Annotated in this window: 19 protein-coding genes and 1 pseudogene; 11 read left to right on the forward strand and 9 right to left on the reverse strand. The window is 69.5% G+C overall.

The window, feature by feature from the left end; translation table 11 throughout:
• Positions 1–6 precede the first annotated feature (6 nt).
• The 4 genes from ACLBYE_RS00280 (at position 7) to ACLBYE_RS00295 (ending at position 5,335) form a co-directional block, all read left to right on the forward strand.
• Entirely contained in the window at positions 7–3,255 is a 3,249-nt protein-coding gene (locus ACLBYE_RS00280) for an efflux RND transporter permease subunit (RefSeq protein WP_447692557.1), read from the forward strand.
• 33 nt (positions 3,256–3,288) lie between these two features.
• Positions 3,289–3,819: a threonyl-trna synthetase gene (locus ACLBYE_RS00285; protein WP_447692635.1), complete on the forward strand. Its 531-nt coding sequence runs from the start codon at positions 3,289–3,291 to the stop codon at positions 3,817–3,819.
• A gap of 40 nt (positions 3,820–3,859) precedes the next feature.
• Entirely contained in the window at positions 3,860–4,777 is a 918-nt protein-coding gene (locus ACLBYE_RS00290) for a cation diffusion facilitator family transporter (RefSeq protein ID WP_447692558.1), read from the forward strand.
• 279 nt (positions 4,778–5,056) lie between these two features.
• On the forward strand, positions 5,057–5,335 hold the full coding sequence (locus ACLBYE_RS00295) for a hypothetical protein (protein ID WP_447692559.1): 279 nt from the start codon (positions 5,057–5,059) through the stop codon (positions 5,333–5,335).
• Positions 5,336–5,730: 395 nt separating this feature from the next.
• Here ACLBYE_RS00295 and ACLBYE_RS00300 read toward each other — a convergent pair whose 3' ends face one another.
• The 5 genes and pseudogenes from ACLBYE_RS00300 to dsbD form a co-directional block, all read right to left on the reverse strand.
• Positions 5,731–6,096: a hypothetical protein gene (locus ACLBYE_RS00300; RefSeq protein WP_447692560.1), complete on the reverse strand. Its 366-nt coding sequence runs from the start codon at positions 6,094–6,096 to the stop codon at positions 5,731–5,733.
• A gap of 29 nt (positions 6,097–6,125) precedes the next feature.
• Positions 6,126–9,338, reverse strand: a complete 3,213-nt coding sequence (locus ACLBYE_RS00305; protein ID WP_447692561.1) for an efflux RND transporter permease subunit — start codon at positions 9,336–9,338, stop codon at positions 6,126–6,128.
• A gap of 12 nt (positions 9,339–9,350) precedes the next feature.
• Positions 9,351–11,084, reverse strand: a complete 1,734-nt coding sequence (locus ACLBYE_RS00310) for an efflux RND transporter periplasmic adaptor subunit (protein ID WP_447692562.1) — start codon at positions 11,082–11,084, stop codon at positions 9,351–9,353.
• Between the two features lie 80 nt (positions 11,085–11,164).
• Positions 11,165–11,545, reverse strand: coding sequence for a hypothetical protein (locus tag ACLBYE_RS00315; protein WP_447692563.1), 381 nt, complete (start codon positions 11,543–11,545; stop codon positions 11,165–11,167).
• A 59-nt stretch (positions 11,546–11,604) separates the two neighbouring features.
• Positions 11,605–12,898, reverse strand: a pseudogene (gene dsbD / locus ACLBYE_RS00320) (protein-disulfide reductase DsbD); the annotation flags it as partial.
• Between the two features lie 97 nt (positions 12,899–12,995).
• Here dsbD and ACLBYE_RS00325 point away from each other — a divergent pair.
• Both ACLBYE_RS00325 and ACLBYE_RS00330 read left to right on the forward strand, forming a co-directional pair.
• Positions 12,996–13,658, forward strand: coding sequence for a response regulator (locus tag ACLBYE_RS00325; RefSeq protein ID WP_447692564.1), 663 nt, complete (start codon positions 12,996–12,998; stop codon positions 13,656–13,658).
• A complete protein-coding gene (locus ACLBYE_RS00330; protein WP_447692565.1) occupies positions 13,655–14,971 on the forward strand; it encodes an ATP-binding protein in 1,317 nt (438 codons plus the stop codon). The genes ACLBYE_RS00325 and ACLBYE_RS00330 overlap by 4 nt, the downstream gene beginning before the upstream one ends.
• Before the next feature lie 5 nt (positions 14,972–14,976).
• On the opposite strand, the gene ACLBYE_RS00335 is transcribed toward ACLBYE_RS00330, so the two are convergent.
• The gene (locus ACLBYE_RS00335; protein ID WP_447692566.1) at positions 14,977–15,300 is read right to left on the reverse strand and encodes an ArsR/SmtB family transcription factor; all 324 of its coding nucleotides are present in this window, start codon (positions 15,298–15,300) and stop codon (positions 14,977–14,979) included.
• 599 nt (positions 15,301–15,899) lie between these two features.
• On the opposite strand from ACLBYE_RS00335, the gene ACLBYE_RS00340 reads away from it, so the two are divergent.
• Positions 15,900–17,909: a hypothetical protein gene (locus ACLBYE_RS00340; RefSeq protein WP_447692567.1), complete on the forward strand. Its 2,010-nt coding sequence runs from the start codon at positions 15,900–15,902 to the stop codon at positions 17,907–17,909.
• A 1,201-nt stretch (positions 17,910–19,110) separates the two neighbouring features.
• On the opposite strand, the gene ACLBYE_RS00345 is transcribed toward ACLBYE_RS00340, so the two are convergent.
• Positions 19,111–19,413 carry a hypothetical protein gene (locus tag ACLBYE_RS00345; RefSeq protein WP_447692568.1) on the reverse strand — a complete coding sequence of 101 codons (303 nt, stop codon included), beginning with the start codon at positions 19,411–19,413 and terminating at the stop codon, positions 19,111–19,113.
• Between ACLBYE_RS00345 and ACLBYE_RS00350 the strand changes: the two genes are divergently transcribed.
• Both ACLBYE_RS00350 and ACLBYE_RS00355 read left to right on the forward strand, forming a co-directional pair.
• A complete protein-coding gene (locus tag ACLBYE_RS00350; RefSeq protein ID WP_447692569.1) occupies positions 19,414–20,007 on the forward strand; it encodes a hypothetical protein in 594 nt (197 codons plus the stop codon).
• Between the two features lie 175 nt (positions 20,008–20,182).
• Positions 20,183–20,536: a hypothetical protein gene (locus ACLBYE_RS00355; RefSeq protein ID WP_447692570.1), complete on the forward strand. Its 354-nt coding sequence runs from the start codon at positions 20,183–20,185 to the stop codon at positions 20,534–20,536.
• Between the two features lie 137 nt (positions 20,537–20,673).
• On the opposite strand, the gene ACLBYE_RS00360 is transcribed toward ACLBYE_RS00355, so the two are convergent.
• Positions 20,674–21,324, reverse strand: coding sequence for a hypothetical protein (locus ACLBYE_RS00360; protein WP_447692571.1), 651 nt, complete (start codon positions 21,322–21,324; stop codon positions 20,674–20,676).
• A 71-nt stretch (positions 21,325–21,395) separates the two neighbouring features.
• Entirely contained in the window at positions 21,396–22,280 is an 885-nt protein-coding gene (locus ACLBYE_RS00365; RefSeq protein ID WP_447692572.1) for a hypothetical protein, read from the reverse strand.
• A gap of 295 nt (positions 22,281–22,575) precedes the next feature.
• Between ACLBYE_RS00365 and ACLBYE_RS00370 the strand changes: the two genes are divergently transcribed.
• Entirely contained in the window at positions 22,576–22,779 is a 204-nt protein-coding gene (locus ACLBYE_RS00370; RefSeq protein ID WP_447692573.1) for a hypothetical protein, read from the forward strand.
• A gap of 241 nt (positions 22,780–23,020) precedes the next feature.
• Positions 23,021–23,887: an HIRAN domain-containing protein gene (locus tag ACLBYE_RS00375; RefSeq protein WP_447692574.1), complete on the forward strand. Its 867-nt coding sequence runs from the start codon at positions 23,021–23,023 to the stop codon at positions 23,885–23,887.
• The last annotated feature ends 42 nt before the right edge of the window (positions 23,888–23,929 follow it).

Genomic DNA, 23,929 nt, shown 5'->3' on the forward strand with positions numbered 1-23,929 from the left:
CCGGACATGATAAGCCGCATCCTCGATTTCTCGGTCCACCAGCGCTGGCTCGTGCTGCTGCTGTCCCTGCTCGCCGCCGGCTTCGGCGGTTACGCGGTGACCAAGCTGCCCATCGACGCTGTGCCCGACATCACCAACAACCAAGTCCAGATCAACACGACCGCGCCCTCGCTCTCGCCCGTCGACATCGAGAAGCAGGTCACCTACCCGGTCGAGACCGCGCTCGCGGGCATCAAGGGGCTCGAATACACGCGCTCGCTCTCGCGCAACGGCTTCTCGCAGGTCACCGCGGTGTTCGCGGAGAAGCTTGACATCTACTTCGCCCGACAGCAGGTCGCCGAGCGCCTCGCCCAGGTGAAGCGGGACCTGCCCCCGGGGGCGGAGCCCGCGATGGGGCCTATCTCGACAGGCCTGGGCGAGATCTACATGTGGTCGATCCACTACGCGAAGCCCGACGAGCGCAAGGTCTCGGAGCCTGGCAAGCCGGGCTGGCAGCCAGACGGCAGCTACCTCACCCCCGAGGGCCAGCGCCTGAGGACCGAGCTGGAGCAGACCGCCTACCTGCGGACCGTGCAGGATTGGATCATCCGGCCGCAGATAAAGACCGTGCCGGGTGTGGCCGGGGTCGACGGCATCGGCGGCTTCGAGAAGCAGTACCACGTCCAGCCGGACCCCAATAAGCTCGCCTCGCTCGACCTGTCCTTCTCCGACGTCGCCCGTGCGCTGGAGACCAACAACGCCAACCAGGGTGCCCGCTACCTGGAGGACAACGGCGAGGGCTACGTCGTCCGCGCCGCCGGCCGCCTGGAGGACATGGACGACATCGGCAACGTCGTCGTCGCGACCCGCGGCGGCGTGCCGGTGCGCATCAAGGACATCGCCGAGGTCCGCATCGGGCGCGACCTGCGCACCGGCTCGGGCAGCGAGGACGGACAGGAGGTCGTCGTCGGCACCGCGCTGATGCTGATCGGCGAGAACAGCCGCACGGTGGCCGCTGCCGTCGACGCCAAGATGGACCAGATCCGCAAGTCGCTCCCCCCCGGCGTCGAGGTGCAGACCGTCCTCGACCGGACCCGCCTCGTCGAGGCGACGGTGAAGACGGTGGCGAAGAACCTGTCCGAGGGCGCGGCACTCGTCATCGTCATCCTGTTCCTGCTCCTGGGCAACATCCGTGCGGCCGTCATCACGGCCTTGGTCATCCCGGTCGCCATGCTGATGACCATGACCGGAATGGTCGAGGCGAAGATCTCGGCCAACCTGATGTCACTCGGGGCGCTCGATTTCGGGCTCATCGTCGACGGGGCGGTCATCATCACCGAGAACGCGCTTCGGCATCTCGCCGAGAGGCAGCACGCGGTGGGGCGGGCCCTCGGCACCGAGGAGCGTCTCCAGACCGTGCGGGCCTCGGCCGAGGAGATGATCAAGCCGTCGCTCTACGGGCAGGCCATCATCATCCTGGTCTACGTGCCGCTGCTGACCTTCACCGGGGTCGAGGGCAAGATGTTCGAGCCCATGGCGCTTACGGTGATCATCGCGCTCGTGGCGGCTTTCGTGCTGTCGCTGACCTTCGTGCCGGCGCTGATCGCCATCGTCATCACCGGCAAGGTCACCGAGAAGGACAACCTCATCATCCGGGCGTTCAAGGCCGCATACCGGCCGGTGCTCGCGGCCGCGGTGCGGGCGCCCCTCGCCTTCGTGGGCCTTGCGCTTCTCCTGCTGGTGGCGGCCGGCGTCCTGTTCACGCGGCTCGGCACGGAGTTCATCCCGCAACTCGACGAGAAGAGCATCGCGCTCAACGCCACCCGCATCCCGTCCACCTCCCTGACCCAGTCGCAGGCGATGCAGCTCAGGGTCGAGAAGGTGGTCTCGAAGTTCCCGCAGGTCGCCTACGTCTTCTCGAAGACCGGCACCGCCGAGGTCGCCTCCGACCCGATGCCGCCGAACTCGTCGGACACCTTCGTCATCCTCAAAGCCCAGGAGGAGTGGCCGGACCCGGAGTTGCCCAAGGCCGAGCTGCAGGAGCAGATCGAGAAGGCGGTGGGAGCTTTGGCGGGCAACGTCTACGAGTTCTCCCAGCCGATCCAGCTGCGCTTCAACGAGCTCCTCGCCGGCACCCGAGGCGACCTCGCCGTGAAGGTGTTCGGCGAGGAGTTCGAGCCGATGCTGAAGGCGGCCAACCAGGTCGCGGCCGTGCTGCGCGGCATCGACGGCGCCGAGGACGTGAAGGTCGAGCAGACGGCGGGCCTGCCGTTCCTGGAGATCAAGATCAACAAGCCCGAGGCGGCGCGCTATGGCCTGAGCACCGGCGCCATCCAGGAGGTCATCGGCGCGGCCATCGGCGGCCGCGACGCGGGCGTCGTGTTCGAGGGGGACCGTCGCTTCCCCATCGTCGTTCGCCTGACCGACAAGGTCCGCGAGGACCGGGAGGCCCTGGAGAACATCCCGGTGCCGCTGCCGCCGGGACCGAACGGCCGGGCGAGCTCGGTCCTGCTCAAGCAGGTGGCGAGTTTCCAGGTCACGGAAGGCCCGAACCAGATCTCGCGCGAGAACGGGAAGCGCCGGGTCGTGGTCACCGCCAACGTGCGCGGGCGGGACATCGGCTCGCTCGTGGCGGAGGCGCAGGCCAAGGTCGGGAGCCAGGTGCAGATGCCGCCGGGCTACTACGTGACCTGGGGCGGGCAGTTCGAGAACCTCGCCTCGGCCAAGCGGCGGCTGATGGTCGTGGTGCCGGTCTGCTTCTTCCTGATCTTCCTGCTGCTGTACTCGGCGCTGGGCTCGCCGCGGGACGCGCTCCTGGTGTTCAGCGCGGTGCCGCTCGCCCTCACCGGGGGCATCTTCGCCCTGTGGCTGCGCGGCATGCCGGTCTCGGTGCCGGCGGCCGTCGGGTTCATCGCGCTGTCCGGCGTGGCGGTGCTCAACGGCCTCGTGATGCTGACCTTCATCAAGCAGCTCGTGGCCGAGGGTCGACCGAAGCGGGAGGCGATCCTGGAGGGGGCCATGACCCGGCTGCGGCCGGTGGCCATGACGGCGCTCGTCGCCTCGTTGGGCTTCGTGCCCATGGCCATCGCCACCGAGACGGGTGCCGAGATCCAGCGCCCGCTCGCCACCGTGGTGATCGGCGGCCTTATCAGCGCGACCCTGCTCACCCTGATCGTGCTGCCGGCACTCTACGCCCGGTTCGGCAAGACGGTCGCGCCGAAGAACGTCGACCGGATCCCGGAGGCGGCGGAACAGACCCTCAGGGCGGCGGAGTAAGGCGGCGTGCGATGCATCCCGACATGGGCGGCGATCCCATTCGCCGCCCTCGCCCTCACCGGTGCCGCCACGGGGGCGGAGGGGGTCGGCGGCGAGGCCCCGTTCGGCCTCGCCTGGGGGCCCGTCGCGGAGGTTCCGCGGCCGCTCAAGGTCGACCGGGAGGCGAACCTGACCGCGCTGTACTACCCGCACGGCTGGCGGCCGGCCGTCGGCCCGGGAACGGCCGAGATCGTGCTGGTGGTCTGCCGTGACGAGGGGCTGCAGCAGGTGGTCTGGTTGGGCCTGCCGCTGTCCGGGGAGGAGTTCGTGCGGGTGCGCCGGGCCATCCACGAGGAGGGCGTGCGCCGCTACGGCGAGCCCGGACCGGGGCCGACGGCCGATTCCGAGCTCTGGCCCGGCGGCCGGGCCCTCCTGGCCAGCCGGCAAGCCCCGGACGGGCGGCGCGAGCTCGTCATGACGGCGTTCGGCCCCGGCTACGCGGCCTGCTCGGCCGCCCACCGCGCCGCCACCGGGCACCCGGCCGGCGCGCACGTGGCTGACCTCATCGGTTTCGACGGCCCCTGAACCCGCCCGCCGGCGACGGCAACGAAGATCTGGGAGCGACATGGGACACGGACATTCTCACGGAGGCGGCATCCCTGCGGGGTCGGCCGCGAGCCGGAACAAGGAACGGCTGGCTTGGGCCCTGGGGTTGACGCTCACGTACATGCTGGCCGAGGTGGTGGGCGGTCTGCTCACCGGCAGCCTCGCGCTGCTGGCCGACGCCGCCCACATGGTCACGGATGCCGGCGGCCTGGCCCTTTCGCTGCTGGCCATCCACTACGCGGGCAAGGCGCCGACGCCGGGCAAGAGCTTCGGCTACCTGCGCTTCGAGATCCTGGCGGCGCTCGCGAACGCCGTCGTCCTGCTCGGGGTGACGGCCTACATCCTCTACGAGGCCTACCGGCGCTTCGTGGAGCCGACCGAGATCCTGGGCTGGCCGATGATGCTGGTGGCCGTCGTCGGCCTGGGGGTGAACCTCGCCAGCATGAGGCTGCTGTCGGGCGGCTCCTCCGAGAGCCTGAACGTCAAGGGCGCCTACTTCGAGGTGTTCTCCGACATGCTCGGCTCGCTCGGCGTCATCGTCGCGGCCCTCGTGGTGATGGCGACGGGGTGGCGTTGGGTCGACCCCCTCGTGGGCGCCGGCATCGGCCTTTTCATCGTGCCCCGCACATGGCGCCTGCTGAGCGAAGCCCTGCACATCCTGCTGGAGGGCACGCCCCCGGGCGTCGATCTCGACGAGCTCAAGGCAGCGTTCGAGGCGATGCCGGGCGTGCGGCGCGCCTACGACCTGCACGCATGGACGCTGACCTCCGGGTTCGACGCGATGAGCGGCCACGTGGTCGTGGAGGACGTGACCGCCGGACCCGAAGTGGTCCGGGCGATCCAACGTCTGGTGAAAGAGCGGCACGGCATCGAGCACGTCACCGTCCAGGTCGAGGATGAGGCCCTCGCGGCCCAAGCCGCCCGCCTCCCGGTCTAGGAGGGGGCGGTGGTAGGGAAGAAGCTCGGCCGTGAGCAGCTCCACTGGGGGCCGCGTTCGCGCAACAAACGACGTGTCCGCCGCGATGTCCGAAAGGCCGCAAACCAGACAATGGTGTTTGTATTATTTGGTTTGTTTCTTGTCTTGTTGATGATGACTTACTTCAGATATCGATAGGATAGATTTTCTCATATACGCATCGAATTTACCCATTACGGAAGCGCCTTACCTCTTGTTGCACGAGATCAAATCTTTGACATACCATGATGCGGGGCTGAAATGAACGACAAACAGATGTTTCAGTTCGCGGTCACGACAACGGCAATGCTTGCGGTGCTGAGAACGTCGACGATTGCGATGATGACCCTCACGATGCAGAGGCTTACGCCTGACGAGCGCGAGGAAGTATTGGCCGAGATCGTGCGTACGGTCGGGGATTTGCCGCCGGACTACTCGCAGGTGAGCCCCATCGGGACGAAGTTCTATGAGGAGGTGGTGGCGGAGGCGCCGGACCTTGCGAAGGGATTTGCCCGGGATCTCCGCAGGGCGCTTGGTTGAGGTTTGAGGGGACGGCATGACCGGTCCCCCTTTTTTCCGACGCGACCAAGGCGGACCGTCTTCCAGAAAGCATCGCCGACACGCCGAGCGTGTCCGAGCGAGCGGGGTTCGGAAGCACGGTCAGGTCTTGGGCCGAAGGCTGTAAGGTGCGGCATTCCCGACGCCGCTCGGCGCTCGCTTCCGAATGGCGTCATCGTCGTGACCGGGACTTTCGACCGGCGTCGGCATGAGCTGCCCCGGCGGCGTGGATGCCCGCGCCGGACCCATCATGGTCCGGGCGGTTCGAGAAGTTGCGAAGCACCCCACGGCATCGGGCACGCCATCGTCCAGGCTCGAAGAGCCGCCTCGACCTACGAGGGCGGCGCGGTAAGCACAGCGCCGCCCCGGACCGGGCCTTACTGCTTCTCGAAGCGGGCCTGGACGTTGTGGCCGTGAATTTTCGTGGACAGCAGGACCTTAGCGCCCGCCGCGAGGGGGGCCTTGAGGTCGCCGACGAGCTTGTTCGGCGCGGCCGGCTTCAGGGCCAGCGTCTCCGTCTTGCCGCCGGCCTGGACGAAGGCCTTGGCCGACAGGCCGGCCGTTTCGGCAGGCTTGCCGTCCTCGCCGGTGACGAAGAACGTGACGCCCGTGTCGGTCGCGACGAACTCGACGGGATGGCCCTCGGCGACCGTCGTCTGCCCGCCGTTCGGACCGGCGGCGAGGCAGGGCGACGCGAGGACGAGGGCAACGGCCAGGAAGGCGGGACGAAGGGGGTGGCGCATGACGGTATCCTTTCTCGGGTGGGTGGGACTCAGAACGCCTCGACGGGCGCGCTTCCCGGCGCCTCGCGGACGCTATCGGGCCGGCGGCGGGCGTCATCCCGCAACCGCTCCAGGGGCTTGCGTCCGAAGGTCAGGAACAGGACCGGCGTCAGCACCGTGTCGAGGAGGGTGGCGCTGATCAGCCCGCCGAAGATCGTCACCGCCACAGGGTGGAGGATCTCCTTGCCCGGCGCGTCGGCTCCGACCAGCAGCGGCACCAGCGCGACGCCGGCCGACAGCGCGGTCATGAGCACCGGCGCCAGCCGCTCCAGGCTGCCGCGGATCACGAGCTCCCGGCCGAACGGCATGCCCTCGTGGATGGCGAGGTTCAGGTAGTGGCTGATCTTGAGGATGCCGTTGCGGGTGGCGATGCCGGTGAGCGTGATGAAGCCGATCATCGAGGCCACCGACAGGGGCTGCCCGGCGATCCAGAGCGCGGCGACCGAGCCGATCAAGGCGAGCGGGATGCTGCCGAGGATGATCAGGGTGAACACCACCGAGCGGTAGCGGCTGTAGAGCAGCGCGAAGACGAGGGCGAGGGAGAGGAGCGAGAGCAGGCCGATGGTCCGGCTCGCCTCGGCCTGGGCCTGGAACGAGCCCTCCAGGCTGGTGACGTAGCCGTTGGGCAGGTTCACCGCCGCGACCTTGTCCCGGATGGCCTGGACGATCTTGCCCATGTCTGAGCCGGGCTGGGTGTTGGCCTGCACGACGATGCGGCGGCGGGCGTTCTCGCGCAGGATCTGGTTCGGACCGTCGGTCTCGCGGATGTCGGCGATCTGCCGGGCCGGCACCCAGCCGGACGGCGTCTCGATCAGGAGGTCGCCGAGACGCTGGGTGGTGCGCATGGCGTCGGATAGGCGCATCACCACGTCGAAGCGGCGGTAGCCGTCAACGACCCGGGAGACGACCTGCCCGTTCGAAAGGCGGCTGAGCTGCTCCACCAACGCGGCGGGCTGGACCCCGTAGAGGGCGGCCCATGCGTAGTCGACGCGGATCTCCAGTTGCGGGATGAGCACCTGCTTCTCGACCTGGAGGTCGGCGATGCCGGGGATGTCGGCCATGCGCCCGCGCAGGTCCTCGGCGAGCGCCCGCAGGGTGTCGAGGTCCTCGCCGAAGATCTTCAGCGCGATCTCGGCGCGCACGCCCGAGAGCATGTGGTCGAGCCGGTGCGAGATCGGCTGGCCGACGTTGACGTTGACCGGCAGGACCGCGAGGCGCCCGCGGATGTCGGCGACGAGCTCGGGCTTGGGCCGGGCCCCGGGCTTGAGGTCGATCTCCAGGTCGGACGAGTGCACGCCCTCGGCGTGCTCGTCGAGCTCGGCCCGGCCGGTGCGGCGGCCGATGGATTTCACGTCCGGCATATCGAGGAGCAGGCGCTCGGCCACGAGGCCGATCCGGTTGCTCTCGGCGAGCGAGATGCCGGGGTTGAAGGCCATGTTGACCGTGAACGAGCCCTCGTTGAAGGGCGGCAGGAAGGCGCGCGGCAGGTAGGCCGCCGCGAGCCCGGCCACCGCCACCGCCAGTCCGGCGACCAGCATGACGGGCCGGGCATGCCCGAGCACGCCCCGCAGCAGGGCGGCGTTGCCGCGCTTGAGCAGCCTGAGGAAACGGCTGTCGTGCTCCTCCAGGCGCTTCAGGCCCGGCAGCAGGTAATAGGCGAGCACCGGTGTCAGGGTGATCGAGACGAGGAGGCTCGCCAGGATCGAGACGATGTAGGCCTGTCCCAGCGGCGCGAAGAGCCGACCCTCGATGCCGGACAGTGCGAAGAGCGGCACGAAGACCAGCACGATCACCATCGTGGCGTAGACGATGCCGGAACGCACCTCGTTGGAGGCGGCGACCACGACCTCGAAGATGGAGCGCGGGTTGCCCGCCCGCCGGTTCTCGCCGAGCCGTCGGAAGATGTTCTCGACGTCGACCACCGCGTCGTCGACGAGCTCGCCGATGGCGATGGCGAGCCCGCCGAGCGTCATCGTGTTGATGGACAGCCCGGCGAGATGGAAGACGACCGCGGTCGCGAGGATCGAGACCGGAATCGCCGTGAGCGAGATCGCGGTGGTGCGGACGTTCAGCAGGAAGGCGAACAGGACGACGGCGACGACGACGACCGCCTCCATCAGCACGGTCTCGACGTTGCGGATCGAGGTCTCGATGAAGTTCGCCTGCCGGAAGATCAGCTGGTCGGCCCGCACGCCCTTGAAGGCGCAGGCATCCCCGGCGGGCTCGGCCATCGACGGGCCCGCCCCGCCCTTGCCCGCCCCGCAGGCGTCCAGGCTCGCGGTGATGTCCTTGAGCGCCGCCTCGACCTCGCGGGTGAGCCGGACCGTGTCGACGCCCGGCTGCTTCTCCACCGACACGACGACGGCCGGCGCGCCCATGTAGCCGCTGTCGCCGCGCTTGACCCGGGCCGCGAAGGAAACCTCGGCCACCTGCCGCAGGTAGATCGGCCGGTTGTTGACGGTGGCCACGACCATGTTGCGCAGGTCGTCGAGGCTCATGGTCCGGCCGAGGTTCCGGATCAGGTACTCGCGGGCGTACTGGTCAGTGAAGCCGCCGCCGGTGTTGGTGCCGAACTGCGCGAGGGCCGTCTCCAATTGGGCGTGGGTGACGCCGAGCGCCCGCAACGCCGTCGGCTGGGGCGCCACGCGGAACTGGCGCACCTCGCCGCCCATCGGGATGACCTGGGCGACACCCGGGATCGCGAGGAGGCGCGGGCGGATGGTGAAGTCGGCCAACTCCCGTAGTTGCATCGGCGAGACCGTGCCGCCGCTGAGCGCCACCATCACGATCTGGCCCATGATCGATGAGACCGGGCCCATCATCGGGTTGACCGTGGGGGGCAGTTGCGGCCGGACCATCGCGAGCCGCTCCGACACCTGCTGCCGGTTGCGGTAGATGTCGGTGCCCCAGTCGAACTCGACGTAGATCACCGACAGGCCGACGCCCGAGACCGAGCGGACGCGGGTGACGCCCGGCAGGCCGTTCATCTGCGTTTCGACCGGGAAGGTGACGAGTTGCTCGACCTCCTGGGGGGCAAGGCCCTCCGCTTCGGTCATGATCGTGACGGTCGGCCGGTTCAGGTCGGGGAAGACGTCGACGGGCAGCTTGGTCGCCGTGAAGGCGCCGTAGACGACCAGCACGGCGGCCAGCGCCAGCACCAGCAGGCGGTTGCGCAGGGATTGCGTGACGAGGAGCGTGAACATGGGCGTGGCTCCTCAGCGGACCTGGTTGAGGAGCTCGGCGCCCTGGGTCACGATCCGCTTGCCCGGAACGACCCCCGACACCACCAGGACATGCCCCGCGTCGAGCGGCTCCACCCGGACCTCGCGCGGCTCGAAGCGCTCCGGCTCGGTGTGCTCGTAGACGATGCTCTGCCCGTTGCCGCCGCGGACCACGCTCATGCGCGGAAGGGCCAAGCCCTTCTGCTGCGCGTCGGTCGCGGCCAGAACGGTCACGAACTGCCCGGTTCGGAGCTCCGACGGCGCGCCCTCGACCGCGAAGTGCATCGGGACCGCTTGGCTGCGGTCGGCGAGCCCCGCGCCCATGTAGGCGAGCCGCAGCATCCGCCCGTCGGCCATGCGGGCCGTGGCGTCCTGCCCCCCGGCCATGGCGTCGAAGCTCAGGGCCTCGACCCAGAGCCGGTTCGGGTCGACGATCTGGAAGACCTGCACGCCGGGGCTCGCCATCTGCCCGGCAACCGCGTTCGCCTCCGCGATGACCCCGTCGACGGGGGCCTTCAGGGCCTCAGACTGCTGGCGGATGTTGTCGAGGGCCGCGCGGCGGTCGAGCAGACCCTTGAGTTCGGCCTGGGCGTCCTCAAGCTGGACCTGCGAGACGGAGCCGCCCGGAGCGAGCTTGCGGTAGCGCTCGACCCGGCGCTCGGTGATGGCGATCTGCTGGTCGAGCTCGCCCTGGCGCTGGCGCATGTCGGAGGCGTCCACCGCCTGCACCGGCGGGGTCACGTAGGCGAGCACCTCGCCCTTTCGCACCCGCGTGCCGAGGCGCGGAAAGATCCCCGATTCCGGCGGCGAGAGCCGGCCGCCGACCGAGGACTGGACCACTCCGCTGGCGCTCGGGTCGGGGACGATGCGGCCCGGAAGCTCGACGGTTCGGCGGAGGGTGTCGGCGGCGGTCACGAGGGTCCGGACCGCGAGGACGCGCTGGGTCGGCTTCGGCACGAAGATCGAGCCGTCCGGCTGGCGCCGGGCCAGGTCCTGCCCGCCCGCGGCCGGCGCCGCCATCCGGAAGGTCTGGGGCGTGTCGGCATCCTTTCCGCCATGGTCGTGGCCATCGGCCGCGAAGGCGCGCGGAGCGAAGGCAAGGGCGACGACGAGCACGACGAGGGCGGTGGCGGGCAGGTAGCGGCGTCCACGCATCAAAAGCGTGACCGCGATGCCCAGGAGGAAGCCGATGCCCCCGATGGCCAGCGGCAGCGGGTCGGCCTCCTTGAGGTGGCGCTGAAAGTCGTGGGCTGCCGCGAGGCCGGTCGCCCAGGCGGAGGCGCTTGCGGACGGCGGGGCCGGCGGTGCCTCCAGGACGGCCAGCGTGACGGGGAACATGTCGGTCGCGCCGTCCGCGGTCACGGTGAACAGCACCTCGTGCTCGCCGGGATGCAGGCTCCAGTGGGCGTCGACCGCGTAGCTGCCGTCAGGCATCGGTGAGACGGTGGCGGTACCGTCCGGGGTTTCGGCCTGCACGACGGCGCCCGTCACCGGTTCGTTGGTGCCGACGCGGTCGAGGAACACCGACAGGCGACCGTTGCGGGCGACGGCCACCAACTCCAGCGCGTCCGTGCTCGACGTGCCGCGCGGCGCGGTCGCCGTCGGCGGGGCCTGTGCCTCGTTGCCGTGGTCATGCCCCTCGTGGGCGACGGACATCGGCGGCGCGGCAGCCCACAGGGACAGCGCAAGAAAAGCCGCCCGCAGGGCGGGGGCGGAGGGAACACGCATGGGAAAACCGAGCCTTCGCGAAAGGGAGGCAGGCGGCAGCCCTCACGGGCGGCCGCTCGGAGCGCGCCGAAGCGCGGACCTCAGGCGAAGGTTCGAGGGGGCTCGGGCAGCGTCTCCGGGACCACGCTGTCGAAAGCGACCGTCCGGATGCCGGCCAGCGCCGGCCCGGGCTTCCAAGCGACGGTCGCAGCGAACGCATCCAAGCGCGCGAACGAAGCGTGGCAACAGCACAGGCCGCAATCGCCCGTCGCCTTGTCGCCGCCGCGGTCGGCGTGATCGGCCAAGTCGCCGGCTTGGTCCGCATTTGTCGGGCCGGGATGCCCGGCCGCGTAGACCATGGCGTGGCCGTCATGCGTCGCACCCGCGTGCGAGTGTCCCGCACCCGCCACCGACAGGGCGACGAGGATCACGGTCAGGAAGACCGTGAGGAGCGAGCGCCAGAGGGTGCGGGTGGCCGACATGCGGCGACACCCTTACCACGGCCGGGCACTTCCGGCCACGCAATTTCCGATGCCTCGGCGCGTGACGGGCGGCCGTTCGGAGTCATCACCGCGAGCGCCAGCCCGGTGCCGATGGCGAGTGCAGCCCAAAGCAGGAGGGACGACCCGTCCGGCAGCAGGCGTGTCACGAGCGAGGCTGCGAGCGCCAGGAACACGAAGCCGAAAGCCTGCTTCGCCCGCACCAGCCATGGGCCCGATCGCGGTAGGATGCCGGCGCCGAACGCACCGACGAGCACCAGCGGCGCGCCCATCCCAAGGCCGAGGGCGAAAAGGGCCAGCGCCCCGCGTAGGACATCCCCCGTCTGGGCGACGTAGAGCAGGGCGGCGGCCAGCGGCGGCGTCACGCAGGGCCCGACGACGAGGGCCGAGCTGAAGCCGAGGAACGCGGCCCCGGCGACCGACCCACCTTCCGCCGCCGGGGCGCCGAAGCGGTCCCGCCACCAGCGCGGCGCCTGCAGGTCGAACAGGCCGAACATCGACAGGGCCAGCGCGACGAAGGCGGCGGCCATCAGGCCGAGGGCGAGCGGGGTCTGAAGGGCGACCTGCAGGTTGCGGCCGAGCCACGCCGCCGCGACCCCGAGGCTGGCATAGGCCGCCGCCATGGCGAGGGCGTAGCTTCCGGACAGCGCGAGGCCCCGCCCCGGCGTGAGGCCCTGGCCCGAGCGGACGATCATGCCCGACAGGATCGGCACCATCGGCAGCACGCAGGGGGTGAACGCCAGGAGGAGGCCGAGCCCGAACATGCCCGCCAGGACACCGAGGAGGTTGCCGACGAGGAGGGCGGCCGGTCCGGCGGGGAAGACATCCTGGCGGGTGAGCGCGGAGGCCGTCCCGCCTGCGGGCGTGGCTGCGGGGGTGGCCTCGCCGCCTTGGGATGCGCCGGCGTTCGCCAGGGAGGCGAGGTCCAGCCGCTTCGTGGCCGGCGGGTAGCAGATGCCCCGCTCGGCGCAGCCCTGGTAGGTCACCCGGACCTCCCGCAGGCTGGCCAGCGCCGCACCGGGCACGATGGCCTCCACGGCGTCGTGGCAGACCCTCGGTCGGACCGAAGTTCGGGTCGTCCTTGGTCTGCGCAGGCGGCGTGCTGACGGGAAGCTCCGCGCCGGTACCGGCTTCGGCGCGGATCCTGTCACGGTAAAGGTAGGTACCCGGCGCGATGTTCCAGCGCAGGTGCAGTGACAGGTTCGCGTCGCGGGTCGCGACCAGGGTGAAAGGCGTCTGCCGCACGGGGGCGTCCTGGGACCATCCCGGCGACCACGGCGCTGCGCCCGCCCAGACCAGGATGGCGAGGATGAGGTGGGCGAACACGTTCGGCATGACGGGATCCGGATCGGCCCGCCGCGGGTCGGAAACGCAGCTTAAGCCAGGCTTAAGCCAGGCCCGGAGGATGGGGGACGGTCAGGGGGAGACACGCATGCGCATCCTCGTCGTCGAGGACGATCCCATCCTCTCGGACGGGCTCAGGGCGGGACTCGGCCTCGGCGGGGCGACGGTCGACTGCGTCGCGACCTGCGCCGACGCCGAGGCGGCGCTGGCCGCCAGCGCGTTCTCGGCCATCGTGCTCGACCTGATGCTCCCCGACGGCTCCGGCCTCGACGTGCTGCGCGGCCTGCGCCGCCGGAAGGACCAGACGCCCGTCGTCCTGCTCACGGCCCTCGACGCGGTGGCCGACCGGATCGCCGGGCTCGACGGCGGCGCCGACGACTATCTCGGCAAGCCCTTCGACCTCGACGAACTCTCGGCCCGCATCCGCGCCGTCGTCCGCCGGGCCTCGGGGCGGGCCGCCGCGTTCCTGGAGCACGGCGGCATCCGGCTCGACCCCGGGAGCCTCGCCGTCACGGTGGACGGCGTGCCGGTCGGCCTGTCCCGGCGCGAGGTCATGGTGCTGGCGGCGCTGATGGAACGCCCGGACGTGCTCCGTTCCAAGGCCGAGCTGGAAGAGCGGCTGTACGGCTGGCAGGAGGAAGTCGAGAGCAACGCCGTCGAGGTCCACGTGCACAACCTGCGCGCCAAGATCGGCAAGCACACCATCGAGACGGTGCGCGGCCTCGGCTACCGGATGAGGGCGCCGGCATGACATCCCTGCGCGTCAGGCTGTTCGCGATCCTGCTCCTCGCGACCGGGCTGATCTGGCTCAGCGCGGTCGCCTGGATCTATCTCGGGTCAAAGCGCGAGGTGGAACAGGTGCTCGACACCCGCCTGCAGGAAGCCGCGCGCATGGTCGGCTCCCTAGTGGGCGCGGTCGGCGGTTCGGCTCCTGACGGAACGCCATCCACCTTCCCGGCGCCGACGGCCTACGAGCGGCAGCTGTCCTGTCAGATCTGGTCTCTCGACGGGCGGATGGTCGCGCGGTCGAGCGGAGCCCCGGAGCGGCGCCTGACCGACGCGCCGGCCGGTTTCTCCGAGCGCGAGGTCGACGGCGAGACGTGGCGGGTCTTTACCGTCGAGGACGCCGGGAAGGGTGTGCGCGTCATGGTCGGCGACCGCCTGGGCCTGCGCGAGCGCCTCGTCACCGACCTCATCATGGGCCTCGTCACCCCCGCGCTTCTCGTCGTGCCGTTCCTCGGGATGCTGATCTGGGCGAGCCTCGGGCGGGGCCTGCTCCCCCTGCGCCGGATGGCCCGCGACCTCGCGAGCCGCGACGCCGACGACATGAGCGCCCTCGATGCCGGCAGAGCCCCCGCCGAGGTCCGGCCGCTGGCCGACGCCCTCAACGGCCTGTTCCTCAAGGTCGAGGCGGCGCGCCGGCACGAGCGGGAGGTGACGGCGTTCGCCGCGCACGAGCTGCGCACGCCATTGGCCGGGCTGAAGACCCAGGCCCAGGTCGCCATGGCCACCACCGACCCGGACGTGGCGAAGGCGGCGCTGCGCCAGATCCTGGCGGCCGTGGACCGCACCACCCGCCTCGTCCGGCAACTGCTCGACGCGGCCCGGCTCGACGCCGCCGGGGAGGCGCCGGCCCTGGCGGAGGTCGACGTGGGCGCGCTGGTGGCCGAGACCGTCAACGGGATGCGGGTGCCGCCGGGGGTTCGCACCCTGATCGACCCGGGGCTGCGCGGCTACACGCTGCGGGCCGATCCCGAGAGCTTGCGCCTGGCCGTGCGAAATCTGCAAGAGAACGCTGTGCAGCACATGCAGGCCGGCACGGTGGAATGGCTGGCCCGTCCCAGTGGGGAGGGCGTCCTCGTGCGCGACGAGGGGCCGGGGATTCCCGCCGAGGAACTGCCGCACGTCACGACGCGCTTCTTCCGCGGCCGCCACAAGAGCGCCACCGGGAGCGGGCTTGGGCTCGCCATCGCCGAGATGGCGTCCCGCCGGAGCGGTCTGAGCCTGCGGCTGCGCAACCGGCCGGATCGCCCGGGGCTTGAGGCGGAGATCCTTCGCGCCTGATGCGGTCAGCAGAGTTCCGGGCAGAAGATGTCCTTGAGCGTCGCCAGCACGCGGGCGGCGCGGGGATCCTCTAGCCTGTAGTGGAGCGTTTGGCTCTCGCGGCGATAGGCGACGAGCCCGTCCTCGCGGAGCTTGGCGAGGTGTTGCGACAGGGCCGACTGGCTGAGCTCGACCGCCTCGGCGAGGCTCGTCACGTCCATCTCGCCACGGGCCATCAACAGACACAGGATAAGCAGGCGCTTCTCGTTGGCGAGGAGACGGAGCAGGCGCGCAGCATCTCCGGCCTTGTCTTGAAGCCGCGTCAGTTCGTTCGGCGTGATGGCGTCCATCGGCCCCGCTTCAGAAACGGTCGTCCCAGCTTGTTTAGCTAACCCTAATATAGCTTCTGCGTTCCGTATCACCAGATCGGCACCTGCCGGTGAGATTACCCGTCCGACTAGGGTCTCGATATGAGATGAAAGTCCTCCCTCGGGCATAGCAAGGCCCTTCCTAGTATGCTGCCAAAGAGCGGCTTTTCGGGACTACGAATTGCGCTTTTAGGGCAGCCATCAGTGGGCGTGCTAACCATGGTGCGCGCATCGCATCCGTTGAAGCAAAGCTCCATACACACTGGCAGATTGCCCCATCCACAAGCATGTTTCCGTAAATGCGCTTTTGTCGCACCCGGCTGGATGGCACCTGAGAGCCGATCTCTTTGGATCGGACGACCTGAATGATGCCGAGGTCGCCTTTTTGAATTGAGGTGCCCTGGCGGGCTTCCCTGGTGCCATCTGGCTGCGAGCTTTCCGCTCGCGCCAGGATCGGGAAGCGCGTTCTTGAAACGCCATTAAGTCACTCTGGATATTAGCGAAAGCGCGGCGAACGATATGGGTTCGCCGCGTCTTCGGGTCAGAGGTGCCCCGGGGTAGCGGTCCACCGCGAGAGCCCCATGCGAGAGCAGGACCATGAATCGGCGCAGGCACGCGCCCTTTCTTTCGTTTTCAAAGTGCCAGACGACGTCATCGCCGCCGTCGGTCTGCCCAAGGCCCACACCAAGAAACACGGTCGCGCCACGGAGAGCATGCTCGCCGCGCTCGCCATCGCGGCGGACTGCGACAACCACTGGATCAGCTACTCGCGGTCCAAGGACTTCTACGCCGCCGCCGGCCGCTACGAGGGCACCGACTACACTTACGCCAGCGTGCTTGGCGCAGTGAAGACCCTCAACGAGATGGGCCTGATCGAGGAGCGGCGCTCCAAGCCCGGCGCGCACCTGTCCCACGGGCTCCAGTCCCGCATCTGTCCGTCTGACCGTCTTATCGAACTCATCGGGCACGCCCCGGTGGCGTACCTCGGCCGGCGCTCGCCCATCATCATGAAAGGCGAGGACGGCAAGCTGATCAACTTCCAGGACACGGCCGAGACTGAGGGCCTCGTTGCGGACGTCGCCGAGATCAACGCGTACCTCGCCGGCGTGCAGGTCGAGGTCTCGCCCGACGCCTCCGATTCCGACTGGCGGCACACCCGGCACCACATCCACGCCCGCAAGGTCCGCGATGGCAAGTCGACGTGGACCTGCGTCCGGCCGACGCCGGTGCCCGAGGTCTACCGGGTCTACGGAAGAGAATCCTGGGATATGCACGGCCGCTGGTACGGCTGGTGGCAAAACCTTCCTGCGGATCGGCGAGCAGAACTCCTCATCAACGGCGAGCTGAGCATCGAGCCCGATTTCGCGGCCCTCCATCCCACGCTGCTCTACGCCATGCGCGGCCACGTGCTCCAGCACGACCCCTACACCCTACGCGGCTACGACCGCTCCGTCGGCAAGGCCGTACTGAACAGGGCCATCAACGCCAAGACCATCCACAAGGCCATCGGCTCGCTCATGGAGAAGGGAAACGTCCTGCAGGCCGACGGCTCGCCGGAGTGGGTCTACGGGTACGAGGAGACCGTGCGCATCGTCGAGCAGGTCCTGGATGCGAATCCCATCATCCGCGACGACATAGGCTCGGACGCCGGGGTGCGGCTAATGAACATCGACTCCGGGATGATGCACCGGGTCATGAAGGCCTGTTCCAAGGCTGGCATCGCCGCCCTGCCTATCCACGACTCGGTGAGGGTCCCGGCATCCAAGGAAGCGGAGGTCACCGCCATCATGTCGGAGGTTCTGTTCATGACGGTGTCGGAGCTCTCGAAGAGGTCTTCAGATGAGGTGTCGATCAAAAACGTCCGATATAGGGGGGGCTTGGGTCGGTTGGTGGTCTCCGTGGGGACCTTGGTGACCTCGAAGGCGGAGCCGGTGGCGCTATCCTCCGGAGCCGGGGTCTCCTCTTCCGAACCGGGTGACCTTCCCGCTGAGCCCGTGGTGTACTCTCCTGAACCGGTGGTCTCCTCTGAAACCTTGGTCCCCTTCCGTCCTGTGTTGAGGCCTCTCCCTCACCGCCCGGGCTCTCCCCGTCCCCGCGTCGTCACGCCTCCTCCGGAGCCTGAGGCCCTTCCTCCTGGCCTTGAAACACCCCCTCCGGTGCCTGATGTTGCCGTCCCCGTGTTTCCCGTTCCTGCCTTCCTCCTGGCCCTCAGGACCCCGCCTGTGCCCGAGCCCGTCCCCTCTCCTGAAGAGCCGCCGCCCGTCCTCGCTGCCCCTCGCCCACGCCCGTCACTAGCGGCTCTTGTCCCCTCCCTGCCGCCCGCCGACGTCCCCTTCGATGTCGTCCCTCAGAAGCACGCCGTCGCCCCTCCAAGACCGCCCCATGTATTCCTGGCCTCGCCACGTGATGGATGCCCAGAGGACGCCTCCGAGGTGCCCGCTGCGCCTGTCGAGCGGGTGGGACTGCTCGGGAGGCTGGCTGCTCAAGCCAGGGCCATGCGAGACCCAGCCAGCGCCGCAGCTTCGGATGCGCGCATGGCGGAGCTCAAGGCGCTCGCCTCACGTCAGCGTGCTCATGCCCATGCACGATAGGTGTTGTCTATTGCCGGGAGGCCTGGCAATATACGAGTAGGCTCTCGCGGGCCCGGATGCACCTCATCCTGAAAGCCCTCCGCCCCCCAGGTCGGGGGGCTTTCTTCGTTCAGGCGCCATGTCCCTGGGGGGTTGTCCGTTGCAGGGACCGGCGGCCCGCTACAGGGCATGCGACCCGCCCTCGCCTTAGCCTCCCTCGATGCCCGGCTGGACGCCATCACCTCGTGGCGCCCGACCATCATCGTCTCCATCGCAGCCCATTGCGCGCCCATGGCCGGGACCATGGCTGCCCATGACCTTCCATGATCGCGAGGCCATGAGGACCATGGGGACCGCCATGGGGAAGGACATGGTCCGCATGGGCCTTCCACGCTCCGCCATGGGCCATGGGCGTCCCATCTCCTTACCGATGCCAGCCCATGTCCGCCCCATGGTGGGGGCCATGCTGGCCCATGCCATGGGCCATGGGGATTCCATGGGACCTCATGGGGCAGGCCATGGGGAAGGCATGGGCAGCCATGGGGCGCGCATCCTCATTCACTGCCATGCGGGCCTGGGGCGTAGCCCTGCCATGGCCATCGTCGCCCTCATGGCGTGGGGCATGGACGCCATGGCCGCCGTCGAGGCCGTGGCCATGGCCGTCCCCGAGGCGTCACCGAACAGGCTGGTGCTCCGCCATGCCGAGGCGCTGTTCGGTGAGGCCATCGTGCTCCATGCGCATTGGGCATGGCTCTACAGGCGCGGGCCCGCCGGGTCACAGGGTGAGGCGGTCGGGCTGCGGGAGGTCCCCACCCCCCCGTCGCGGGTCCTCCCCCGGGGATGCAAGCCCATCAGGCAGCACGGGGCGCGGGCCCGTTTTCCTCGGAGCCTGAAAATGGGGTCCCCACCCCCTCGCGGGCGGCCGCTGGCAGGCGAAACGTGGCCTCGACGTACCCGATTTCACCGGCGGACCCACACCGCTCAGCGAGCCTCTCTGGGCTTGGGTTCGCCCCGTTTCCGGACAGCGAGCGCGACGCGGGGACCGGTGTTTTCCCCTTCAACGCCATCGGCTTGCCTGAATCGGACGCGGTGATTCATGAACCCGGCGTATGAGCTCAGTTTTGTGCCGGGGACCCGGCCTCCGGAAATCCCGCGGGGGGTGGGGACCCGGGTACCCGGGGGGTGCGGTCGTGAAGTTCGAGATCGGCATCTCGCAGCGGGCCTACGCCAACCGCCGCGGCGTGACCCCGAAGGCGGTACGGAAGGCCATCGCCTCCCCGGTGCGGCGTACGCCGCCCTCCACGTGGACGTCGACGTAGGACGCCGTCCGGTCCTTGATGTAGATGAGCACGCTCGGGTCGCCGCCGTCCGTCCGGACCTTGGCCTTGTAGAAATTTACGCCCGCCAGCGTGAACGGGTTGGGCCGGTCGAAAACCGTGAGCATCCCCTTCCGGACGGCGTCCACCGAGGCCTCGCCGGCCGCGTTCAGGGCGTCCACCACGGTGGGCTGGAATGCCCTCAGCATGTGGTCGTCGACCTGGCGCTCGAATCTCGGAAGGTCGATTTCGAGGTTGATCTTCAGCATCGGGACAGCGTGCGGATGGCGTCCGCAACGGCCAACCCCCGCCCGGATGGTGTCCGCCTGGACACCATCCGGATTGTCGATTGCCAAGCCGTGGAGGAGCATAGCTCGACAGGAGATCTCCGCATGTTCGAGCTCGAAGCCTTCCCCGTTCCGAACGACGACTTCTTCCCGGCCGCCATCGCCATGGCGCCCAGCGAGGTAGAGGATGCGGTCGTACCGGAGACGCCATCCGCCAAGGCCGCGGCTGCCAAACGCGCCGAAGCCGAGCGCAAGCGCGAGGAGCGGGCCCGGCGCCGGGCGGATGGCGTCCCGGACCCGCGGGCGGTAGACGCCGCGGTCATCGGGGCCATCGTCGCGGCCGCCGCCCGGCGCGGTCACGGGCGCACCATCTCCCAGACGAAGTCCCTCGCCGGGCTGGCCATCAGCCTGCAGGACATCATCGGGGGCGCCATGCAGGAGCTCGTCGAGAACCGCGGCATCGGCCAGCCGCAGGCCAAGCGGGCGCTCCTTATCCGCCTCGGACTGGCTCGGTAGCCGGACGGCGTACTTCAGACTTTTCGTTACAGAGACAGGAAGTAACGGGTCGCTAACCCTTCGACAGGTCAGCGGCCCGTTTTCGCGTCCGGGCCAGGGACAACGGTTGACTCCTACTCGACAGCGAGTCTCGGGGCCCCGATCGTAAGGTCAGCACCGAGACTCGGAGAGCCCCATGCGCGCCCACGACATCACCTCCGACCTCGACCGGGTGGGCATGGGCCTCGTCGGCGTCCTCGCCACGAGCCTCGCGGATGCCCGGCAGCGGAAGGCCGACCTCGACTACGAGCAGGGCCTCCGGAACGCCTCGGCCGCCGGCCGCGCGATGGCTGCCGTCAGCCGTCAGCGCGCTCACCATCAGGCCGCCGTGGACGAGGCGGCCGCCCTCCGCGAACAGGTCGCCGCACTGCAGCAGGCGCTCGCCGCCTCGCGCGCCGAGGCCGCCACCGCCCGGGCCGAGACCGCGAGCATGCACCGGCGCGCCCTCCGCGCTGAGGGTCTCGTCCTGCGGGCTGCCCGGACGGCCTGACGTCAGCATCTGTGCGCACACTGTCATGCTACCGTGTGCGCACAGAGCAAGTATCAAGCGCCTACGACCAGTGAGCAGACAAAAAGAAAGGCCCGCCCTTGCATCGGGGCGGGCCTTTCTCTGTTCGGGGGGCTTCGTTAGATGCCGCACTTCAGTTTAAAGGCGGGGTCGTCGATCATGTCGGCGAAGGCGGCGTCCATCGTCTCCACCCACTCCCAGATCTCCTCGCGCTGACGAGGGGTGATCCTCGCCGCGTTCCCCAGGGCGTGCTTGTACTCGGCCATCGTCGGGCAGAGCGGGAGGCCTTCATGCGGCCGGATGCCCGCCATGTGAGCGCCGACCTGCAGGGGGCTGGCACGCCAGATGTGCATGAGCTCGCTGGAGTTCAGGCTGAGCAGCCAGGCGGCGGCGGCCTCGTCCAGGCCTTCCGTCGAGGGCTCGCCGTCGAGCGTCCCCATAGCGTGGGCGTATTGGTGAGCGATGCGGCCGCGGGCCAGGACGGGATCGAGCTCAACGACCTGAGCGGTCGCGGTCGGCTTCGGGGTGGCCTCTGTCTTGGGGGCCGGCGCCGGGGCGGGCGTGACGGTGTCACGGGCCGGCTGTGACGGCGTCACGGGCGCGGCGGCCTTCGCGGCGACGGCATCCATGGCATCCTCCACCTCGACACCGGCGGGCGTCGGGATTCCGGAGAAGGCCTTCGCGACCCAGCGCGTGCCGTCCCAGATTTTCTGGGCCATGGCGGCCATGACGAGCAGGATCAAGTTGGCGAGTTGGCTGAGCTTGCGCATGACGTGGGGATTCCTGACTGAGCTACGGTGATGATTGTCGGCGGGGGGACGAAAGCGAGAAGGGGAGCGGGCTAGGCCTCGGGGGGGCCGAACACGGCCTCGCGGAGGGCTGAGGGGATCTGCTTCCGGTGCGCCCAGACAGCCCTCAAGGCGTGGCTCGCCTCGGGCTGACCGAGCTCGGGGAGGCTCGCTAGGACGTGCCCGGCGTGCGAGTGCGCGGCCGACCAACCCCTGTCGTTCCGGACGGTCGCCCAGTCGCTGTCCATGTCGCTGAGGACGCGGCAGGCCTCGTGCGCCGCGGCGCGGACATCCGGTAGGCCGGCCCGCTCCCACCACTCCATCACCTTTTCCTCGCCGAGGCGGGCCGTGATGGTCTCGACGAGGTACTCGACCTCGCTGACGAACTCGCGGGCGAGGCGGGCGTCCCGGTCCGATGGGCGGTCGCCGAGGAGGGACTGAGCGAGCTCCCTCTTCCGCTTGTTCCAGGCCCAGGCCCGGTCGCGCAGGCAGGCCCGCAGCGCCTCGATGGCCGCAGCCCGGTCGGTGCCGGTAGCGGCCCACTCGGCTTCCGCAGCGGCGAGCTTCTCGCGCTGGCGGGCGCGGTCGGCCGAATCGGCGCGGGCCTCTGCGGCGGCGCAGGCCTCCTCAACGGTGTAGGGGACCGGCGCCGGAACAGGCTCCCAGCAGACCGGGGTCGAGCCGTCCCAGGAAAACCCGACCGCGCGCATACCCTCGCGGTCAGCGGCGTAGGCCCGGCTGTAGCGCGTCAGGTCGCCCTCAGCCTTCCACAGGGTGCGCGGGCCATTGCGGGTCTGCCGCTGCCCGGCGCTGCGCCAAGCAAGGCCCAGCGCGCCGACGGGGAGAGCGACGTCGAGGGGGAGCGGTCGGTGGGCAGCCGAGGCGGCCGCGACGGCGACGAGGCCGACCGAGACGAGGAAGAAGAAGAGGGTGAACACGGCTAGGTGCCTCCTGGCATGAAGCTGATTAGCTGATTCAAGCACTCGGACGAGCGAGCCGCAAGAGATCACGAAGCATCCAGCGTCGATTTAATAAGTGGTATCATTTATCTACCTGCTGGTAGACTCGATACTTCGACTTTAGATAATTTCCTGAGCCTTGCAATAAAGCGTAAATGCGGTATCATTCATGCAGTTTTACTGTATTGGAGCGGGCGGGATGGCCAGGAGATCGCAACTGGAAAGCGCGGAGGTCCTCGACCGTCTCTGCGCGGCATGCACCGGTGCCGGTGGCGTGGCCGCCTGGGCCCGGCGGCACGGGCTCTCGCACCAGTACGTCGGTGACGTGCTCCACGGACGCCGGGGTATCGGGGATGGCGTCCTTCGCCCACTCGGCCTCCAGCGCGCTGAGCCGATCTTCGTGCCGCGCGAGCCGGAGACCATCACCCTGTACGACAGGGACGAACTCGCGCTCCTAGACGCGGAGGTCCTGCCGTGACCGACCATTCGCGATTCGTCGACGAGCTCGCCTAGCTCGACGCCCGGGAGACCCGGGCCCGCTACGCCGCCGTACTGGCAGCCGCCAAGGCGCGCGCCGGGACGGGCCGATGGGCGGACGAGCGCCTGCAGCGGCGCGTCGCCAGCGAGGAGGCTCTCGTCCTGTCGCAGGTGCGCGTCTCTATCCGCTCCATCGAACAGGCGATGGCATGGGTCGACCCGAACGAAGGGGAGAAGCGTCCATGAGCAACGAGGCATACCCTGACCTCACCGGCCTCGACGGAACCGACGTGATGGTCGAGGCGCCGGCGGTGCTCGCGGCCGAGCCGTGGTTCGCGAGCGAAATCGCCGGCTTGCAGTTCTACGACTACGGAAAGCTCGACGAGCTCACGGGCGAGCGCGTCCTGCCGCTGCCGGGCGACCGCCTCCACCTAGTCCGCGAGCCCGCGAACCCGCACGACGAGAACGCTGTACAGGTCTGGTGGCGCAACTCGCGGATGCTCGGGCACCTGCCGCGCTACACCGCCCTGCGCATCGCGCCGCTGCTGGATGCCGGCGTGGCCGCCCGGGCTTACGTGCATCATCCCGGTGACGGCGAGGCATGGAGCCTGCGGGCCCTCGTCGTCGGGCCGGCGGCCGCGGAGATCCACGGGCGCTTCATCCAGCACCTCGCCGACGCGGCAATGTGCCGGTCGGATGCGGAGGTCGAGCGCGACCGGCTCCTCTATGCCCGCGCCGAGCGGAACAGGCTGACGCTCAGGCAGCACCGCCGGCGCCGGCTGCGGGACGCCGTCGAGGTGCTCCGTCATGTGCCGTGCGAGCCGGTGTTGCCGGAGCCGAACGCCAGCGGCCGAACCGATGTCGACGACCTAGCGGACGTCCTCCGTTGCTCACGTTCGACCGTCGTGCGAATCGCGGCGGGCGTCGGCATCACCCTCGGGCGCTGGGACTTCACCGTCGAGGTAACGCCGGCCTTCCGGAAGGCGCTCTTGGAGTGGGACCGGAAGCCGAAGCGCGGGGCGAAGCTGCCCAAGCTCAAGGGCAAGCTCGGCTTCAGGGAGTTTTACGCCGAGCCCGATACCGGAGGGTCCTATGCCCGCAGTTGGTAAGCCCCACCGGCAGCGCCCACCCGCGACGCACGTCATCGTGCA

It is taken from the genome of Methylobacterium sp. A52T, assembly GCF_053346095.1.